This is a genomic window from Acinetobacter sp. YH12095 (assembly GCF_013419245.1).
Classification (GTDB): domain Bacteria; phylum Pseudomonadota; class Gammaproteobacteria; order Pseudomonadales; family Moraxellaceae; genus Acinetobacter; species Acinetobacter towneri.
On record NZ_VPAL01000003.1, the window covers coordinates 78,947 to 96,695 of the forward strand.

The 17,749-nt window shown below is 40.5% G+C and carries 20 protein-coding genes and 1 tRNA gene; 10 read left to right on the forward strand and 11 right to left on the reverse strand.

Annotated elements, in window-relative coordinates; genetic code table 11:
- The first annotated feature begins 11 nt into the window (after positions 1-11).
- On the forward strand, positions 12-1,112 hold the full coding sequence (queG, locus tag FTU35_RS03420) for a tRNA epoxyqueuosine(34) reductase QueG (RefSeq protein WP_218948259.1): 1,101 nt from the start codon (positions 12-14) through the stop codon (positions 1,110-1,112).
- Positions 1,113-1,401: 289 nt separating this feature from the next.
- Positions 1,402-2,394, forward strand: a complete 993-nt coding sequence (gene bioB, locus FTU35_RS03425) for a biotin synthase BioB (protein WP_104851863.1) — start codon at positions 1,402-1,404, stop codon at positions 2,392-2,394.
- Between the two features lie 85 nt (positions 2,395-2,479).
- Here the strand turns inward: bioB and FTU35_RS03430 are convergent, their stop codons facing one another.
- The 6 genes from FTU35_RS03430 to FTU35_RS03455 all read right to left on the reverse strand — a co-directional run bounded on the left by FTU35_RS03430 (position 2,480) and on the right by FTU35_RS03455 (position 6,896).
- On the reverse strand, positions 2,480-2,689 hold the full coding sequence (locus FTU35_RS03430; RefSeq protein WP_004976903.1) for a hypothetical protein: 210 nt from the start codon (positions 2,687-2,689) through the stop codon (positions 2,480-2,482).
- 665 nt (positions 2,690-3,354) lie between these two features.
- On the reverse strand, positions 3,355-4,098 hold the full coding sequence (locus tag FTU35_RS03435) for an adenosylcobinamide-GDP ribazoletransferase (RefSeq protein ID WP_004976907.1): 744 nt from the start codon (positions 4,096-4,098) through the stop codon (positions 3,355-3,357).
- Positions 4,095-4,700 carry a histidine phosphatase family protein gene (locus tag FTU35_RS03440; protein WP_179988711.1) on the reverse strand — a complete coding sequence of 202 codons (606 nt, stop codon included), beginning with the start codon at positions 4,698-4,700 and terminating at the stop codon, positions 4,095-4,097. The genes FTU35_RS03435 and FTU35_RS03440 overlap by 4 nt, the downstream gene beginning before the upstream one ends.
- Complete coding sequence (cobT, locus tag FTU35_RS03445) at positions 4,697-5,755, reverse strand: nicotinate-nucleotide--dimethylbenzimidazole phosphoribosyltransferase (RefSeq protein ID WP_004976913.1); 1,059 nt, start codon at positions 5,753-5,755, stop codon at positions 4,697-4,699. The genes FTU35_RS03440 and cobT overlap by 4 nt, the downstream gene beginning before the upstream one ends.
- Positions 5,752-6,273: a bifunctional adenosylcobinamide kinase/adenosylcobinamide-phosphate guanylyltransferase gene (cobU, locus tag FTU35_RS03450; protein ID WP_096901203.1), complete on the reverse strand. Its 522-nt coding sequence runs from the start codon at positions 6,271-6,273 to the stop codon at positions 5,752-5,754. The genes cobT and cobU overlap by 4 nt, the downstream gene beginning before the upstream one ends.
- Positions 6,270-6,896: a 2'-5' RNA ligase family protein gene (locus FTU35_RS03455; protein ID WP_179991327.1), complete on the reverse strand. Its 627-nt coding sequence runs from the start codon at positions 6,894-6,896 to the stop codon at positions 6,270-6,272. The genes cobU and FTU35_RS03455 overlap by 4 nt, the downstream gene beginning before the upstream one ends.
- A gap of 279 nt (positions 6,897-7,175) precedes the next feature.
- Here FTU35_RS03455 and tehB point away from each other — a divergent pair, with 279 nt between their 5' ends.
- Entirely contained in the window at positions 7,176-8,042 is an 867-nt protein-coding gene (gene tehB, locus FTU35_RS03460; protein WP_004976920.1) for an SAM-dependent methyltransferase TehB, read from the forward strand.
- A 125-nt stretch (positions 8,043-8,167) separates the two neighbouring features.
- Here the strand turns inward: tehB and FTU35_RS03465 are convergent.
- Positions 8,168-8,244, reverse strand: a tRNA-Ile gene (locus FTU35_RS03465).
- A gap of 138 nt (positions 8,245-8,382) precedes the next feature.
- A complete protein-coding gene (locus FTU35_RS03470; protein WP_154320842.1) occupies positions 8,383-8,526 on the reverse strand; it encodes a hypothetical protein in 144 nt (47 codons plus the stop codon).
- A gap of 306 nt (positions 8,527-8,832) precedes the next feature.
- On the opposite strand from FTU35_RS03470, the gene FTU35_RS03475 reads away from it, so the two are divergent.
- Complete coding sequence (locus FTU35_RS03475) at positions 8,833-9,411, forward strand: 1-acyl-sn-glycerol-3-phosphate acyltransferase (protein ID WP_104851825.1); 579 nt, start codon at positions 8,833-8,835, stop codon at positions 9,409-9,411.
- A gap of 99 nt (positions 9,412-9,510) precedes the next feature.
- A complete protein-coding gene (locus tag FTU35_RS03480; RefSeq protein ID WP_070155957.1) occupies positions 9,511-10,260 on the forward strand; it encodes a YebC/PmpR family DNA-binding transcriptional regulator in 750 nt (249 codons plus the stop codon).
- An 85-nt stretch (positions 10,261-10,345) separates the two neighbouring features.
- Here the strand turns inward: FTU35_RS03480 and FTU35_RS03485 are convergent, their stop codons facing one another.
- On the reverse strand, positions 10,346-10,816 hold the full coding sequence (locus FTU35_RS03485) for an Lrp/AsnC family transcriptional regulator (protein ID WP_004971430.1): 471 nt from the start codon (positions 10,814-10,816) through the stop codon (positions 10,346-10,348).
- A 488-nt stretch (positions 10,817-11,304) separates the two neighbouring features.
- Between FTU35_RS03485 and FTU35_RS03490 the strand changes: the two genes are divergently transcribed.
- The gene (locus FTU35_RS03490; RefSeq protein WP_218951269.1) at positions 11,305-12,309 is read left to right on the forward strand and encodes a hypothetical protein; all 1,005 of its coding nucleotides are present in this window, start codon (positions 11,305-11,307) and stop codon (positions 12,307-12,309) included.
- A gap of 79 nt (positions 12,310-12,388) precedes the next feature.
- Here FTU35_RS03490 and FTU35_RS03495 read toward each other — a convergent pair whose 3' ends face one another.
- Positions 12,389-13,153 carry a glutathione S-transferase family protein gene (locus FTU35_RS03495; RefSeq protein WP_096902290.1) on the reverse strand — a complete coding sequence of 255 codons (765 nt, stop codon included), beginning with the start codon at positions 13,151-13,153 and terminating at the stop codon, positions 12,389-12,391.
- Positions 13,154-13,421: 268 nt separating this feature from the next.
- Between FTU35_RS03495 and ychF the strand changes: the two genes are divergently transcribed.
- Entirely contained in the window at positions 13,422-14,513 is a 1,092-nt protein-coding gene (gene ychF / locus FTU35_RS03500; protein WP_004971435.1) for a redox-regulated ATPase YchF, read from the forward strand.
- Between the two features lie 127 nt (positions 14,514-14,640).
- Here the strand turns inward: ychF and FTU35_RS03505 are convergent, their stop codons facing one another.
- Positions 14,641-15,132 (reverse strand): hypothetical protein, encoded by a 492-nt coding sequence (locus tag FTU35_RS03505; protein ID WP_026438320.1) that lies wholly within the window; start codon positions 15,130-15,132, stop codon positions 14,641-14,643.
- Positions 15,133-15,251: 119 nt separating this feature from the next.
- On the opposite strand from FTU35_RS03505, the gene FTU35_RS03510 reads away from it, so the two are divergent.
- The 3 genes from FTU35_RS03510 to purT all read left to right on the forward strand — a co-directional run bounded on the left by FTU35_RS03510 (position 15,252) and on the right by purT (position 17,732).
- Entirely contained in the window at positions 15,252-15,989 is a 738-nt protein-coding gene (locus FTU35_RS03510) for an AzlC family ABC transporter permease (protein WP_179989883.1), read from the forward strand.
- A complete protein-coding gene (ygaH, locus tag FTU35_RS03515) occupies positions 15,986-16,333 on the forward strand; it encodes an L-valine transporter subunit YgaH (protein ID WP_179989735.1) in 348 nt (115 codons plus the stop codon). Before FTU35_RS03510 ends, ygaH begins: the two co-directional genes overlap by 4 nt.
- A 181-nt stretch (positions 16,334-16,514) precedes the next feature.
- Complete coding sequence (gene purT, locus FTU35_RS03520; RefSeq protein WP_179988445.1) at positions 16,515-17,732, forward strand: formate-dependent phosphoribosylglycinamide formyltransferase; 1,218 nt, start codon at positions 16,515-16,517, stop codon at positions 17,730-17,732.
- Positions 17,733-17,749: the final 17 nt, after the last annotated feature.

The window sequence follows — 17,749 nt, forward strand, 5'->3', positions numbered from 1 at the left end:
TCTATTTTGTTATGGCAACATCCACCACTTCAGCACATATTTCTCTGCATCAAGACGATCCAGCCGCCTTGAAAGCGTGGATTAAAGCTCAAGCTTTGGCGCTTGGTTTTGCTGATTGTGTCATTGCCAAACCAGATGCTCAAGCAGAATTAGCACGTTTTCAGGAATATTTAAAACGTGGCTATCATGGGGATATGAAGTTTCTGGAAGAAAATTTAGACAAGCGCGCCAATCCCACACTATTAGTCCCGAATACCAAAAGCATTATTTGTGTGCGCATGAATTATTTGGTGGAAACACCACGTCCACGACATATTCCCGATGCACCTAACTCTGCAATTATAGCCCGTTATGCACGTGGACGCGATTATCACAAAGTCATGCGCGGACGCCTAAAAACCCTTGCGACACGTATTCGTGAAAAAGTGGGCGAGTTTGAATCACGCCCCTTTGCCGACTCAGCCCCAATTTTTGAAAAGTCGCTTGCAGAAAGTGCAGGCATGGGTTGGACAGGCAAACACACATTACTAATTCATAAAAAATCTGGGTCTTTTTTTGTATTGGGTGAGCTGTTTACTTCACTAGATTTGCCTTTTGATCCACCTGCAACATCGCATTGCGGCTCTTGCACAGCCTGCATCGACATTTGCCCAACGCAAGCCATTGTTGAACCTTATATGTTAGATGCGCGTAAATGTATTGCTTATTTGACCATTGAATATCAGGGTATCATTCCTGAAGAATTACGTCGTGGCATTGGTAATCGGGTGTTTGGTTGTGATGATTGCCAACTGATTTGCCCGTGGAATAGCTTTGCTCAAGTCACCACGGTGGAGGATTTTCATCCCCGACATGCCTTAGATCAGGTCAGCTTGCTAGATTTATGGCAATGGGATGAAAGCACATTTTTAGCCAAAACCGAAGGTAGTCCATTACGTCGTACAGGCTATAAAAGTTTTATGCGTAATATTGCAATCGGGCTTGGAAATGCCCCATTTTCAGCACAGATTTTACAAATTTTGCAGCAAACGCGAACACAGCATGATGAGATTGTGCAAATCCATATTGATTGGGCCATTCAGGAACAATTGCTTAAACAGCCTAAAATTTAAACAAAAACTACCACCCAAATGGTACGATATTTTGGCTGCAGGTTACTTGCCAATTTATGCAGTTAACTGAATTTTAGTGACCAATTCATTGCAAAAATAATAATCCATAAAATTTAATTTTGCAGCGAAATATCAGAAAAATTGCTCAAGTTTGCAACTAAATAGACTGCATGATTTTAATTCTATTCTGTCGAATATTTGCCACGAAATTGGGAGATTATGCCTTTCTGATTCAAACTATTTGTGTATGATACAGACTATGAATAATAGGGATGATGGACTTTTACTTATGTCAGTACGCAATGATTGGACTCGAGAAGAAATTCAGCAGTTATATGAACAACCTTTTCTGGATTTAGTCTTTGAAGCACAGCGTGTGCATCGCCAACATTTTGCTGCCAATACCGTACAAGTCAGTACCTTATTGTCTATTAAAACAGGCAAATGCCCTGAGGACTGCAAATATTGCTCGCAATCTGCGCATTATGATTCACAGCTTGAAGCTGAAAAACGTATTGCAGTTGATAAAGTCATTCAGGAAGCCAAAGAAGCATTAGCCTCAGGCTCTTCACGTTTTTGTATGGGCGCTGCTTGGCGTAATCCGCATGAACGTGATATGCCGTATGTTTTAGAAATGGTGCGTGAAGTCAAAGCTCTAGGCTTAGAAACTTGCATGACTTTAGGGATGTTAAACCAATCGCAGGCAGAACGCTTAAAAGATGCAGGTTTGGATTATTACAACCACAACCTAGACACATCGCGTGAATATTATCCGAATGTCATTAGTACTCGTAGCTTTGATGACCGCTTAAATACTTTGGATATTGTGCGTCAAACAGGTATGAAAGTGTGTAGTGGCGGTATTGTCGGTTTAGGTGAAGATACCCAAGACCGTATTGGTTTGTTACATGAATTGGCGACTTTACCGTTACACCCTGAATCTGTGCCAATCAATATGTTAGTTCCGATTGAAGGTACACCACTGGCTGAAGTCGAAAAGCTAGATGTGATTGAATGGATTCGTACTATTGCAGTTGCACGTATTATCATGCCAAACAGCTATATTCGTTTGTCTGCAGGGCGTGAATCGTTGTCTGATTCAGATCAGGCATTGGCATTTATGGCAGGTGCGAACTCGTTATTCTCAGGTGAAAAACTTTTAACTACACCAAACGCAGGCGAAGGCAAAGACAAACAATTGTTCCAAAAGTTAGGCTTAGTGCCTGAACGTGCTAAACCAACGGTTTCTGAATTGTCGGTAGATGCGATGGCAATGGCTTAAAGTTTTAGCATCCATCCAAATGTACAAAGTCCCGCAAAGGGACTTTGTTTTTTATGCAGCAAAATAAGTTTATGCGGCAATGCTTTTAAGAGGTGATTAAAATTCCGTAACTGGCATTTAAATACTGCCCTGTTTTAATAATATCTACCCCGTTGGCATGTTCTACCGTCAGTTGTTGCTGAATCGCATCATAATAAAACCGATCATAACAGTCCTGATGATGCAGCAACCACGTCAAAGTATCTGCTAGATTGTCATCTACAATATACGTTTTTTCTTGAAAGTTTTTAGCCATAAATACGGTCAGTTCAATATTTCTAGATACAGAATTTTAAGCGGAATACCTTGTGGGATAAAGTGTGCGGAGGATAGAAAATTTAATTGTGCACTTGTATAAATCAAACTTCGTACAGCATGAGAAGTCTCCCCACCAAAAGAGGTGGGAATGATATATGTAGTTTTGAAGATGGATAAGTGCAGTCTAATCTATACATGCAGTCAAGACTAAGCAAAATATTCAGGCTATTAGCCTAAAATAAAAAAGTGAGTCATAAAGACTCACTTGGTTTTAATACAGATTCAATACTTAACATTATTGTGTCTTAGAATCCCCACACTTACGACACTCTAAATGCGCCCCGATTTCTTCCATTGCGTCATATTCATAAATATGGATACAGAAAATTTGCTTTAACAGTTTGATCATAAATGACATTCCTTTTGATTTTTATACATCACGTTTGTGATCTCATCCTGAGATACAAATGCCATCAAGGCTGATTGACATAAACTACTATTATCATATTTAAAAAAAATAGCAAATCTAATTTAGGAACTTTCCGACAAATGACAAATTCATCTGCATACTTGCTGAAATTGAGTGCATAAATAGCTGTAAATTCATTCGCTTATATTATTTCAATTTTCAGCGCACTTGAAACAAGAAAAACTGCTCAAAAGCTAATTTATTAAAAACCAAAGAATCGCAATAGCCAATAACATCATGCTTTCTGTTATTTCAATACTCGCACCAACGGTATCGCCCGTAATTCCACCTAAACGCTGCATAAATTTATATCGCAAATACAAGGTGCTAAGGATAAAAGTCAGAACGGTCACCAAACCCACCCATCCCCAAAGCACTCCTGCAAGCAAGGTCAATGCGATCACAATTTTTGTGCCTGTTTTAGGCAAATGTGCCTGAATAGCAGTGCCTAAACCATTGGCACGTAAATAAGGCGTGCTTAAAAATAAAACCAAAGCGCTTAATCGTCCCAATACGGGTACAAACAGCAAAAATGCCAAATACTGTTGTTCGAGCAATACATACAACGCAGACCATTTTAATAAACAGCAGATCAGTAAGCTCAATACTCCAATCGGGCCGCTGCTTGGGTCTTTCATGATGTTTAAGCTACGTTCAGGATCACCAAAACCGCCGACCCATGCATCGGCAGTATCAGCCAGTCCATCTAAATGTAAACCACCTGTCAGCCAAATCCAGAGCACTAAAATTAAGCTGCTACTCAGAACCAAAGGCAAGAATTGCAATAAATGCGCCATCCCCCACAGCGCAGCTCCAATTAGTAAGCCAACGAGCGGATAAAACAGCAGTGATTGTGCATTTTGCGCTGCAGTTGGCATCTGTTTTAAAGAAACAGGAAAAGTGCTCAGGAATTGCAAGGCAATCCAAAAAGGTGTCATGTTTGCCCCTGCATGCAAATGTTGCCATTGGGATGTAACTGGAATGAACTCAATTGCCCCAACGCTGCAGACATTTTTAAAATATCGTCTAAAGGTTGTTTCTGCGCCAATACTTTGAGCAATTTAATTACCCCGCCATGCGTGACCAATAACACACGTTTAGGTTGTTGCTCGAGTTGTTGTAAATATTGGTTGAGATCGGACAGACCTTGCAAAACGCGCTGCTGAAAATTTAGCAAAGATTCTGCTTGTGGCGGACTAAATTGGGTCGGTGTCATCCAAAATTTAGCTAAATCTTCAGGGTATTGTTCATATAAGGTTTGAGTGGAAATAGCTTCCCATGCACCAAAATGCATTTCCTGAAATTGTGCATCAATATACAGTGGCAATTGCTGTGCTTGCGCAAAGGTCTGAGCAACCTGCAGACAACGCTGTAAAGGTGAACTTGCCACAACATCCCATCGCTGTCCTGTAGCTATTGCCGTGTTTAAAGTCTGCTGCATGTCTTGCCAACCTTTTAAAGTCAAAGCATCATCGGTTGAGCCACGCAAAGTATGACCCAATTCTGTTTCGCCATGTCTTAATAGGTCTAGCATGATCATAAAGATACTTTCTCACCAATAACCGCAGCTTCGGCAAAAGTCGCCATTTGATTATGCAAGGCACAGGCCAGTTGGATAATGCCCAATGCCGCGCCCGCACCGCTGCCCTCACCTAAGCGTAAATTTAGATGCAGCAAGGCTTGTGCACCTAATGCTTCTAATAAGCGACGATGTCCATATTCAGCCGATTGATGCCCAAACAACATCCATTCTCGGACTTGAGGATTTAAACGCACTGCAACTAATGCAGCAGCACTGCTGATAAAACCATCCACCACCATCGGCAAGCCCAACTGCGCACAGCGAATATACGCGCCCACCATTGCAGCGACCTCCAATCCACCAACTGCACATAAGGCTTTAAAAGCATCATCTTGCACATAGTTCTGATGTAGAGCTAAAGCAGCATCAATCACCTGTTTTTTATGTTGCAATTGTGCAGTGTCAATTCCTGTGCCTATGCCAGTCAAGGCTTCAGCAGGTTCTTGTAATAAAAAGCAAGACAAGGCTGATGCCGAACAGGTATTTCCAATACCCATTTCACCTGCGACATAAATCGAGGCCTGCTGTGCGATGGCATCTTCCACACTTTGACGTCCAAGTGCCATCGCATCTGCACACGCTTGTTCAGTCATGGCGCGGGTTTTAGCAAAATTCGCTGTGCCTGCACGAATACAATGCCGCTCTACTCCTGCATATTCATACGCCTCCCCGACCGAGCCGCAATCCACCACTTGTAAATGCGCCTGATATTGTCGGGCGATGACGCTGATACATGCCCCACCTGTGGCAAAATTTTGTAGCATTTGCCGAGTCACGGCTTGGGGATAGGCGGAAATATTTTCTTCCATCACGCCATGATCGCCTGCGAAAATACATATCCACGGACGTTCAATATTCGGCTGCGTTGTTCCTTGCAAAGCCGCCAGTTGAATCGCAATATTTTCCAATGCTGCCAATGAACCTGTTGGTTTGGTCAATTGAAGTTGTCGTGCAATTGCCTGTTGTTTCATCTGTTCATTTGGCTTTTGACACGCTGCAAACCACCAAGTCATTTCTTCTCTCCTTTTAAAAGCATTGGAAAACCTGCGACACAGAACTGCACTTTGTCTGCAATTTGTCCCAATTGCTGATGTAATCGCCCTGTTTCATCGACAAATTTTCGGGTTATTTCGCCCATCGGTACAACGCCCAAACCTGTTTCATTGCTCACTAAAATAATATCGGCTTGCAACTGAGGTAAAACTTCGAGCAATGCTGAAATTTGTTGTTCGGCAAAGCTTTCTGCAGATTGCATCAACAAATTACTCATCCACAAGGTCAGACAATCTACTAAAATCACAGCATTCGGATGATCCAGCATCTTTAACTGCTCCGCCAAATACAAAGGCTCTTCGCACAATTGCCAAGTCTGCGGACGCTGTTGTTGATGATGCTGAATCCGCGCCTGCATTTCTGCATCGCCCGCTTGTGCAGTTGCTACATAAATGACGGATTTGCCAAGTTGCTGCGCGGTTTGCTCAGCCATACGGCTTTTACCCGAACGCGCACCGCCCAAAATAAGTTGAATCACATGTGCTCCAAAGGAAATTGATGCGTGCTAAATAGCTGACCTTGTAAAGTGTGCGCCTGATAATAACCAAAATTTAAATGATGGATATCTAAATCGAAATATTGCACGGGGAGATTTTGAATACGCTGCAAAATCAAATTGGTTGAACACGCTGTTTGATATAAACCCAAAGTAATATGTGGATGATACTGCAAGGCTGCGATTTCAGCCCCACCTGCGCCAAGTGCCTGACGTATACGCGCCAATTGCTGTGATTGATCTTGCACTTCTACAAATAAAGCACTGTTAAAGCTATTGATGCCGCCCACTTTCAGTTGAAAAGGCTTGAGTTGCAACTGCTGTAAGGCTTGAACTTGTTGTTGAAATTGTGACTCGAGAAAGTCATCTTCCCAATGCTTTGATGCAGCATAAAACCCACAAATATATAAGGTGATATGAAACTGACGTGTGTTTGGGCGAAATAACACATCTGAAAATTGCTGTTTTAATTGTTGTAAATAGCATTCTAAAGCTGGATGTTGAACAGTTAAATACCAAAGCGCATAACGCTCACGCCCACGATGCCATTCAGGATAATCATGCTGCTGTGTTGGAGTAACGTACTGATTGGCTTGAATAAACACGGGATAATTCAATGAATTTAAACAGCTTATGGTAAAACATTCACAACTGAATAGACATGAAAATCATGCAATTTGAGGTGAATATTTTTCAGTTTGGTATTTTAACCATCTACATCATTTAAATAATTTTGATTTTAATGAGATGGATAAAATTCAGAAGATGGCTGAAACAGGTCTGCAATGTTATGCTGAAATGAAGATGATATTTTCTAATCTACACAAGACACTACATTACTGTGAAGCTTTACCCCATCAGAATCGGTATAACTGGAGTTTATGATGCAACAAGAATTGATCTGTTATAAACAACTTCCTATTTGGAATCATGACTCAATTCCACAAGGGTTTAAAAAACAACACAATACCCAAGTCGGCACATGGGCGAAGTTGACTATTTTAAAAGGCGAATTGCATTTTTCGATGCTGCATGAATCTGGTGAAGTACAATCTGAGCATATTTTTTCCGTGGAAAATCAACCACCATTTATTGAACCGCAAGCGTGGCATAAAATTGTATCTGCCAGTGATGATATTGAGTGCCAGCTTAGTTTTTATTGTTTGCCTCAAGATTATTTTGTTAAAAAATATAAATTAAGCCCAACACATTCTGAAATTTTAATGGCACTTCCACAGTTAACCGTGGGTAAGGCTTTGGATGTTGGCTGTGGTACAGGCCGAAATGCGCTGTATTTGAGCCAAAACGGTTTTCAGGTGGATGCTTGGGATGTGAACCCAGTGAGTATCCAAAAATTAAATGAAATTATTGCTGCAGAACAGATTTCATCTATTCAAACTGCTGTTCGGGATTTCAATCAGGATGCCACTATTACTGGTGAATATGACTTCATCAACTGTATCGTAGTAATGATGTTTTTGGCGCCTGAAACTATCCCTCCTCTTATTCAGCATATGCAGCAAGCGACCAAACCTCAAGGCTTTAACTTAATTGTTTGCGCGATGAATACTGAAGATTACCCTGTGCAACAGGACTTCCCTTTTAGTTTTAAAGCGGGTGAGTTAAGTGCTTATTATGCTGATTGGGATATTGTGAAATACAATGAAAATGTCGGTGAATTGCACCGTAAAGATGCAGATGGTAATCGAATTAAACAGCGTTTTGCGACATTGTTGGCGAGGAAAAAGTAGAATCACAAAAGAAATTTGAAACAGATGATCTTTTTTAGCTGCTCACAGACTACATTTCAATTGCTTACATAAAGCTTAAAATAAAAAACCACTTACGATTAGTGCACGTAAGTGGTTGTTTTATATGGTGGGCCCAGACAGACTTGAACTGTCGACCAACGGATTATGAGTCCGCTGCTCTAACCGACTGAGCTATAGGCCCTATAATTGAATTTGTTATATTTCAACAAGTTCAAGCGCAAAGAATACTAGCGAAGATTTTTTAAAAACACAAGCCATTTTCAGAAATTGCTGTATAGATAGTCAGCAGACGAATTTGATTATTATTGAAATATAAAAACTACACCTTCACTTTCCGAAACATTGCCCGATGCAACTTTAAACGCTTCTCTTTACGCACTTCTAAAAACAACTCAAACATTGACCATACCAAGACCAATAACAACACAGTCAATGCCACAAGAAAAGTCGTCAAATAAGCCACTTTAGTATCCTTCCATGATGCGTGGAATAGTGAAATGATGAATAGAATCATAGCTAATTACGACCAAAGTCTAATGATTTACAAATCATTTGAATAGTGCATTTTTGCTCAATTTAAGACTTAATTTCTCTCAATTCATATATTTTTAATATTAAAAACAAAGTATTTAGAGTTAAAACCAATAAAAGATATAACGCTATATCAACTGCATCACTTGAGATTGCTATATTTCAAACAATTTTCTGTTGACTCTTATATAAAACAAGCAGAAATTATGCATTTCCAGATTCATCAGCTGTTAAATCTATGTTGAAAAAATTTATAGGCGAGTCCGCATTCAAACTTGCAGGATGGCAATATCAGGTAGAACCCAACGTCCTCGAAAACAAACAAGTGATCGTCGGTTTTGAACACACCTCAATGATGGATGCAATCCTCTCGCTTGCTCTGTTCCAAATTTATGATATTAAAATCCATACTTTAATCAAAAAAGAGCTTTTTAAAGGGCCACTTAAACCTATTTTAGAAAAAGTCGGCGGTATTCCAGTAGACCGTAAATCTAACAAAGATATTGTGTCGCAAATGGTCGAACTTTTTGATCAAAATGAACATTTCAATTTGGTCATCGCACCCGAAGCAACTCGCGCAAAAACAGGTGAAGCCCGCAAGCCAATTCGTACAGGTTTTTGGCATATTGCCAAAGCAGCCAATGTGCCTATCGTTTTAATGTATGCCAACTCACAAACCAAACAAGGTGGGATTTTTGGCAAAATCTATCCGACAGATTTAGATCACGATATGGCACTTATCCAACAATTATATAAAGAACAAGTGGGCTTAGATATTGTCATTCCTGAGCCAAAAACAACTCAAAGCAACACTTAAAAAACCTAAAACTCTGCCCTTTATCTAAAAAAAGGGCTTATGTTAGAATGGGCGCAATTTTGATAGGCATACTGCCAATCTGTAAGGAGCATAGTTCGCATGGCGGGTCATTCCAAGTGGGCCAACATTAAGCATCGTAAAGCCAAACAAGATGCTAGTCGTGGTAAGTTGTTTACCAAATTTATTCGTGAATTAACAACTGCTGCAAAGCTCGGCGGTCCAGATGCGGCAAGTAACCCTCGTTTACGTGCTGTTGTGGAAAAAGCACTTTCAGTTAACATGACACGTGACGTCATTAACCGTGCCATCCAGCGTGGTGCAGGCGGTGAAGATAACGACGATCTTAAAGAAGTAACCTATGAAGGTTATGGTGTAGGTGGTGTTGCGGTTATTGTAGAAACCATGACAGACAACTTAAACCGCACCGTGCCAGATGTACGTCACTGTTTCTCTAAAACTGACGGTAACTTAGGCACCAATGGTTCTGTAGCATTCCTATTCACCAAACGTGGTGAAATTTCATTTGAAGATTCATCTTTAGAAGATCAAGTGATGGAAGTGGCTTTAGAAGCTGGCGCAGAAGATATTGAAGTGTCTGAAGATGGCATTTTGGTTATTACTACGCCAGAAGCTTTTGGTATAGTTCAAGATGCGCTAACAGCAGCAGGTTTGAAATCTGACAATGCTGAAGTGGTTATGAGTCCATCGACCAAAGCAGAAATTACAGACATCGATCAAGCGAAAAAAATTATGAAAATGATTGATATGCTTGAAGATTTAGATGATGTTCAAAACGTATATACCAACGTTGAATTCTCTGATGAAGTTTTAGCACAATTAGACGCATAATCGGTCTAACTGCAATTCCTAAAAACGCACGTTCTCGTGCGTTTTTTTATAGATCCAGTCAAAATAATTCTAAGATTCTAATAAATTAAACTTTATTTAATAAACCATGACAGTTTAAAACATCATATTCTTTAATCACAAAGCTAGAATGCAAACCTGCCACATGCTCAATTTTACCAATCCGTTTTAATAAAATTTCGCTGTAATTTTCCATATCTCGTGCCACAACCTCTACAATAAAATCTGCAGTCTGTCCTGTCACCAAAAATGCACGTATCACTTCAGGAATGCTTTCCAATTCATCCAAAAATTTGGCAAAAATATCGGTATCGTGTTTGCTCAAAGACACCTGCAACAACACATGCAAACTAAAGCCCAGTTTTTGATAATTAATTTCACGCTTTAAACCTGAAATAATTTTATGATCGATCAGACTTTTAATACGGCGATGCACCGAACTTACCGACAGATTAACCCGCTCGGAAAGTTCATTCAAATTGACATCTTCATTGCTTAAAATTTCTAAAATATGCTTATCGTAGCGATCTAATTCCATTTTCAAGCACTCAATCTAATCTGATAAAATTTAAACTCATGCTGCCATTATACTTAAATTATTTTGCAGACTAAGCATCTTTATCGAAAATTATTTTCCATTATTAAAGCAAAATGTTTATGATTCAACAGATCACCGCTTATCGTTTTGAACAACTTAACAGACAAACGGAACAGCTTTCTAATTTATTGATTTTCAAATTTTTAAATTTAAAAAACTCAACAAAACAACGAATCTACTCATACATTTTCACAATCCCGACCGTCTATCTTTTACAAGTGTATAGAAATGTATTAAAACAGATGCGCTCGACAATAAGCACAATGCAGCACAACAAAACCAATAAAAATACAAGGAGTCGTCATGGCTTTTAAATCTCTAAGCTTGCTGAAAATAAAATTAGCTCTGTATTTACCGTTGAAACTCAGACCAGCTCTTTATTCGATGGACTCTTAAGTGGTGGCTCTTTAAGCAATACCTTTTCTGGTTTGCTTGGCAGCCTGACTAGTTCGACCTCGACCACCCCTACCCTAGATTCTTTATTAAAAAGTTTACTCTCTGGCAGCAGCTTAGATAGTTCTAGCCTAACCAATCTAATCAGCCAATTTTCAAGCTCGAATACCAACTTAGATATCACCAGTTTAATTAGCAAACTGACACAATCCAATGGCGGTAGCTTCGATATTGCTTCCATCACCAATTTACTCAGCGGCATGATTGACAGCAATGCAGGTGATTTAGATATTACGAAACTCACCCAATTAGTGAGTGGGTTAATCGGTGGTAATACGGGTAATCTTGATATTGCTCAAATTGCTCAACTGGTTAGTGGCTTGATTGGTGGCAACATCGGTGGAGGTTTAGGCGGTCTAGATATCGCAGTGATTGCTGAACTTGTAGGCGGTTTAATCCAAGGCAATGGCGATCTTGATATTGCGCAAATTGCTCAACTGGCAAGCGGCTTGATTGGCAGCAATATCGGTGGCGGTTTAGGCGGTATGGATATCGCGGTCATTGCTGAATTAGTAGGCGGTTTAATGCAAGGCAATGGCGATCTTGATATTGCACAAATTGCGCAACTGGCAAGCGGCTTAATTGGCGGTAACATCGGTGGTGATTTAGGTGGTCTAGATATCGCTGCTCTAGAACCAATTCTTGCGTTGCTTAATCCTGAAGGTCAGCTTGCAAGTGACTTTGATCTAGGTGGTTTATTAAATAATCTGACTGGAGATACAACTGGTGGTTTCAGCTTAGATGGCTTGAGTGATGGTTTTGACAACTTAATTTCTGGTTCAGATTTTAACATCAGCGACTTACTGCAAGGTGCGTCATCTACAACCAGTTCAGAGATCAATATTGATAGCTTAGTCCCTGCATTAGGCGATGCATTTGGCAATTTAACTGGTGGCACATCAGACACTCAATTTGATTTAGCTACCCTGCCAAGTTTGGTACAGACTTTTGATTTGAATAACTTAAATTCTTTGTTCTAATCCTTGGTTTTAGGTTTTTATACATCAGTATCCAAAAAATACGCGCAGATTGCGCGTATTTTATCTGAGGCGATAACATTTAAATACCGCGCCAATCTACACGTGCATTACGCTCAGTTTGATAAATACGAGAAACATATTGCCCTAAAGGTAAATCCAGCAAATATTTTTTATAATCTTTAAATTCTTCAGAAATCACTTCATCATGTTCTTTTTCCCACGGCGTTCCAGAAATTTCCAAAATAGGTGCAAGCATCGAACACACTGAAATATCGGCTAAACCTAAACGCTCACCCACAAAATAACGCCCGTAATTATCAATCAAATGCTGATTTAAAATGACAATTAATTCATCCATCCGCTGTTTGGATTCTGCAACTTTATCTTGATCGAGCTGATAGCCCTTAGACACCAAGGCTTTAATAATTGGCTTGGAATATTTAGAAAATTGACGCAAATAGCCTTTTTCGCCAATTAAAATTTCCAAAGGTTCTTCACTTTCAGATAATGCATGCGCCAACCCCCATCGACGCACATGCTGCCCCAATTCATCAGCCAAAGTATTTATGGCCAACGCATGTTTATATTGTTCGGCATCACTGCGTAACAAGGCATGTTCGGGGTAAATATCATCTAGATATAAAGCAATTTGAGTCGAATCTGCTATCCAGCGGTCTTGATCACGTAAAATAGGTAATTTATTTTGCCCTGTTTTTAATTGGGCAAAAGCGCGATGCACACCTGGAATTAAGTTTTGCGCATCATAATCTAACTCTTTATGATCCAATAACCAGCGAGCTTTCTCACAAAAATGAGACAAAGGAAACTGGTATAAGATGCGCATAAAATCTCCATATTTAAAATTTTGATATCCAAAGCAGTATCAATACTGTGCTTGTCATACTTTAGTCATAGCCTCTTATAATTACAATGTACTTTTTATTCAAAATTCAGGCGAAACAGTCAGCAATTCAAAATCAATTCCGAAAAGAAATTCAACGTACAGCATCAAGCACGCTAGATTGGAGAAACATCTGTCCGATGACCTGACTTTATCTGCCCTTTCATGTAAAATCGTGCCTAATTTTTAAATAACACGTTGTGAGTTATTCATGGGTTTTAATTGTGGTATTGTGGGCCTGCCAAACGTTGGTAAATCTACGCTTTTTAATGCTTTAACCAAAGCTGCAATTGCAGCGGAAAACTTCCCGTTCTGTACCATTGAGCCAAATACAGGCATTGTACCTGTGCCAGATTCACGTTTGGACAAATTGGCGGAAATCGTAAATCCGCAACGTGTATTACCCACCACGATGGAATTTGTGGATATTGCAGGTTTGGTTGCAGGTGCATCTAAAGGTGAAGGTTTAGGTAACCAATTCCTTGCCAACATTCGTGAAACCGATGCGATTGCGCATGTAGTTCGTTGCTTTGAAGATGAAAACGTCATTCACGTAAATGGTAAAATTGACCCATTAGATGACATTGCAACCATCAATACCGAACTTGCTTTGGCCGATTTAGAAACGGTAAGTAAAGCCATTACACGCTTAGCAAAATCTGCCAAAGGTGGCGATAAAGAAGCCGTAGCGACCAAAGCCGTTTTAGAAAAAATCCAACCTTTACTGGATGATGGCAAGCCTGCACGTGCAGCCAATTTAGATGACGATGAACGCAAATTGGTTCGTGGTTTTGGTTTATTAACCTTAAAACCAACCATGTATATTGCGAACGTGGCAGAAGATGGCTTTGAAAATAACCCGCACTTAGATGCAGTCAAAAAACTTGCTGCAGAAGAAAATGCGATTGTGGTGCCTTTATGCAACCAAATTGAAGCCGAAATTTCATTACTTGAAGATGAAGACCGTGCAGAATTCCTAGAAGCTCTTGGTATGGAAGAACCAGGGCTGAACGTAGTGATTCGTGCAGGTTATGCGCTGTTAGGTCTGCAAACTTACTTTACTGCAGGCGTACAAGAAGTCCGCGCGTGGACAGTGAAAGTAGGTGCAACTGCACCACAAGCAGCAGGCGTAATTCACACTGACTTTGAAAAAGGCTTTATCCGCGCAGAATGTATTGCTTATGAGGATTTCGTACAATACAACGGCGAAGCAGGTGCAAAAGAAGCAGGTAAATGGCGCTTGGAAGGTAAAACTTATATCGTACAAGACGGTGATGTTTTACACTTCCGTTTTAATGTTTAATTGTTTTTATGTTTAGTTTTAGAACAATGCTTACAGCCGAGCATTGATTCAATAAAAAAACCTCGATGTAAGCATCGAGGTTTTTTTATAGGCGATTCTGCATCACATCAATGCAAAATAATCTCAACTAAGACTGCACCACATTGCCCTTTTGTTTCGGGTCGGTATTACCCAATTCAGGATGCGCCAAAGCATCGGCACATTGTTTTTTATCACGTTCATAATCGGCTTGTTTTTGTGCAAGACTGCTTGAACTGTCAATCGTCGCACGTGCCCAAATTTCCAAACTGGTCAAGGCCTTACGACACAGCGCATATTTCCCTTCCGTTACAGAGTCGGTCATTTTGACATTAATACGCCAGTCGGTACTTAATTTACGGGCAGGTTTGCGGACTTTATCTTCAATTAAGTTACGCTGTTTACGATACACGTACGGCTCAACTTCATTCATTAATTCCCACGCGGCTTGCGCATACACAGTCGCATCATTGGTGAGTTTTGGCGCAGGCTTAATTTCTACTGTTTTTTGCGGGTTGTTGTCATTGCTACACGCTTGCAATAACAGGCTACTGCATAACATTGAAGCAAGCAGGATTACAGGTGTTTTCAATTTCAACATATCGGTTCGCCCATACAAACAATTCGGCATCATGCTAATGAATTCAAGTATAATACACAATCTTCATTTGACCCATCGTTCAACTTTCTCCCACAAGGTGTGTCGTGTCCGTACACAATATTCAAACTGCGCCCGCAGCAAGTTTTTGGCAAGGTGCAAAAGATAGTCAGGCGATTATTTTCACCTATCTGCCTGTTTCTTTTGCTTTTGGTGTTTCTGCAACTCAATTCGGCTTTAGTGCATGGGAAGCCTTATTTTTATCTTGCTCGATGTATGCAGGGGCGAGTCAATTTTTAGTCGTTGCCTTATTGGGCAGTGGAACTTCAATCTGGATGACCGCATTAACGGTAATCGCCTTGGATATTCGACATTTACTTTACGGCCCGGCCTTACAAAACCTGATTCAAGATCGTTTAAACCTAAAAAAAACTGCAATTTGGTCATGGGGTCTGACCGATGAGGTTTTTGCCTCAGGCATGATTAAACTGTCACAGCGCCGTCAGGAATGGTCTGAATCATGGATGCTTGGACTGAGTTTATTTAGTTGGTTGTCTTGGGCATTAGGCTCTTTATTAGGCGGATTATTTGCCGATCAAGTCACTAAAATGCCACAGTTTTTGCAAGCGGCGCTCGACTTTTTACTGCCCGCTTTATTCCTTAGCTTCTTATTGGCAGCATTTGAAAAGAAACACACCTTTGTCGTGGGAATCACCATTCTAGTATCTGCCGTAGCTTGTTATTTTATTGACTTATCTGCTGCAATTTTTATTGGGATTTCTTCAGGTATTTTGGCGGGATTATTTAAACACTATGTTTTAAAACAACCCGACCCTGAACATACAGGATCAAAATCATGAGTTTAGAAATTATTTTGGTCGGTATTATAGTCGGTATCGCAAACTTCGCCTCACGTTTTGGGCCATTTTTTGTGATTCAAAAGTTTCAACAAGGCTCACAGCAACGTGGTGCTTTATGGCTTAAAATCGCTTTAGGCAGTATTGGTATTGCTGCAATTAGCTCTATGCTTGTGGTTGCAACCTTGCCACCTTTGCTTGAAACACCCAATAAAAGTTTTGCGATGTTAATTGGCTTTTTAGTACTCACAGGTTTGTATTTTAAGTTTAAGAAAATCGTCCCTGCCACGCTTACCGCAGCCATCACCTATGGTTTAATTTATACCTATGTGCCATTTTCGTTCTAATGTTGCTGAAATTTAGAGGTTGAATCGTCCAAATGATCTATTTCAGGATTCAGCCTTAACTGCTTTAAAGCACTGAATGCAATATAAGTAGATGACAAAATCATGATTTTGTTGCAAACAGGGCTTAACTCATGGAACAGTTCTGCTATGCTAAAAGCCCACTTTAGCAAGGACGATTCACATGAGCGTGACCATTGGTACTCCCCTTCAATCTTCTGCTTTTAAAGTTTTGCTATTGGGTTCAGGGGAACTCGGTAAAGAGGTGGTAATTTCACTGCAACGCTTAGGCGTAGAAGTACATGCCGCCGATCGCTACGACCATGCGCCAGCCATGCAAGTCGCACATTATGCTTATACTTTAAACATGGCAGATGCCACAGAATTAAAACAACTGATTGAAAAAATTCAACCCAATTTAATTGTGCCTGAAATTGAGGCCATTGCGACATCAGTTTTACTTGAAATTGAAGCGCAAAATATTGCAACAGTGATTCCATCTGCCAAAGCGGTAAATTTGACCATGAACCGTGAAGGCATTCGTCGTTTGGCTGCAGAAGAATTAGGTTTGCCGACATCCGCTTATCGCTTTGCCAATTCTCTCGAATCTTTCCGCGCTGCATGTGATGACATTGGTTATCCAAACTTTGTGAAGCCTGTGATGTCATCTTCAGGCAAGGGACAATCGCGTGTCACCTGCTTTGATGAAGTTGATGCAGCTTGGGAATATGCCCAGACTGGCGGGCGCGTCAATCAAGGCACTGTGATTGTTGAATCACAAATTGACTTCGATTTTGAAATTACCTTATTAACCGTACGTGCTAAAAACCCAGAAACTGGTGCGATCGAAACTTCATATTGCGACCCAATTGGTCACCGTCAAGATGCAGGCGACTATGTAGAAAGCTGGCAACCTCAAGCCATGAGTGATGCTGCCTTGACTGAAGCCAAACGAATTGCACACAAAGTGACTACTGCCTTAGGTGGTTGCGGTATTTTTGGTGTAGAGCTGTTTGTGAAAGGCGATAAAGTCTGGTTCAGTGAAGTCTCTCCACGTCCACACGACACAGGTTTGGTGACATTGGCTTCACAATTCCAAAGTGAATTTGAATTACATGCCCGCGCGATTTTAGGCTTACCTGTCAATACCACACGCCATAGCGTTGCAGCCAGTGCGGTGATTTATGCAGGTGTCGATGCAACGAATCTTTCATTTTCTGGCCTGAATCTTGCATTAGCACATCCCGATACAGATTTACGTTTATTTGGCAAACCTGAAGGTTTTGAGCGTCGTCGTATGGGCGTTGCCACTGCACGAGCAGAAACCACAGAGCAAGCGCGTGAGCTAGCTCAGCAGACTGCGGACACTGTTCGCGTACATTTAAACGAAAATCAAAATTAAGCTCGTCATTGCATAAC

Coding starts and splice junctions, on each gene's coding strand:
- FTU35_RS03435 (WP_004976907.1), bottom strand. CDS start 4,098: ATGACACCTTTTTGGATTGCCTTGCAATTCCTGAGCACTTTTCCTGTT.
- FTU35_RS03495 (WP_096902290.1), bottom strand. CDS start 13,153: ATGCGCATCTTATACCAGTTTCCTTTGTCTCATTTTTGTGAGAAAGCT.
- cobT (WP_004976913.1), bottom strand. CDS start 5,755: ATGACTTGGTGGTTTGCAGCGTGTCAAAAGCCAAATGAACAGATGAAA.
- tehB (WP_004976920.1), top strand. CDS start 7,176: ATGCAACAAGAATTGATCTGTTATAAACAACTTCCTATTTGGAATCAT.
- FTU35_RS03480 (WP_070155957.1), top strand. CDS start 9,511: ATGGCGGGTCATTCCAAGTGGGCCAACATTAAGCATCGTAAAGCCAAA.
- FTU35_RS03485 (WP_004971430.1), bottom strand. CDS start 10,816: ATGGAATTAGATCGCTACGATAAGCATATTTTAGAAATTTTAAGCAAT.
- FTU35_RS03475 (WP_104851825.1), top strand. CDS start 8,833: ATGTTGAAAAAATTTATAGGCGAGTCCGCATTCAAACTTGCAGGATGG.
- FTU35_RS03430 (WP_004976903.1), bottom strand. CDS start 2,689: ATGGCTAAAAACTTTCAAGAAAAAACGTATATTGTAGATGACAATCTA.
- FTU35_RS03440 (WP_179988711.1), bottom strand. CDS start 4,700: ATGATCATGCTAGACCTATTAAGACATGGCGAAACAGAATTGGGTCAT.
- queG (WP_218948259.1), top strand. CDS start 12: ATGGCAACATCCACCACTTCAGCACATATTTCTCTGCATCAAGACGAT.
- bioB (WP_104851863.1), top strand. CDS start 1,402: ATGTCAGTACGCAATGATTGGACTCGAGAAGAAATTCAGCAGTTATAT.
- purT (WP_179988445.1), top strand. CDS start 16,515: ATGAGCGTGACCATTGGTACTCCCCTTCAATCTTCTGCTTTTAAAGTT.
- ychF (WP_004971435.1), top strand. CDS start 13,422: ATGGGTTTTAATTGTGGTATTGTGGGCCTGCCAAACGTTGGTAAATCT.
- FTU35_RS03505 (WP_026438320.1), bottom strand. CDS start 15,132: ATGTTGAAATTGAAAACACCTGTAATCCTGCTTGCTTCAATGTTATGC.
- ygaH (WP_179989735.1), top strand. CDS start 15,986: ATGAGTTTAGAAATTATTTTGGTCGGTATTATAGTCGGTATCGCAAAC.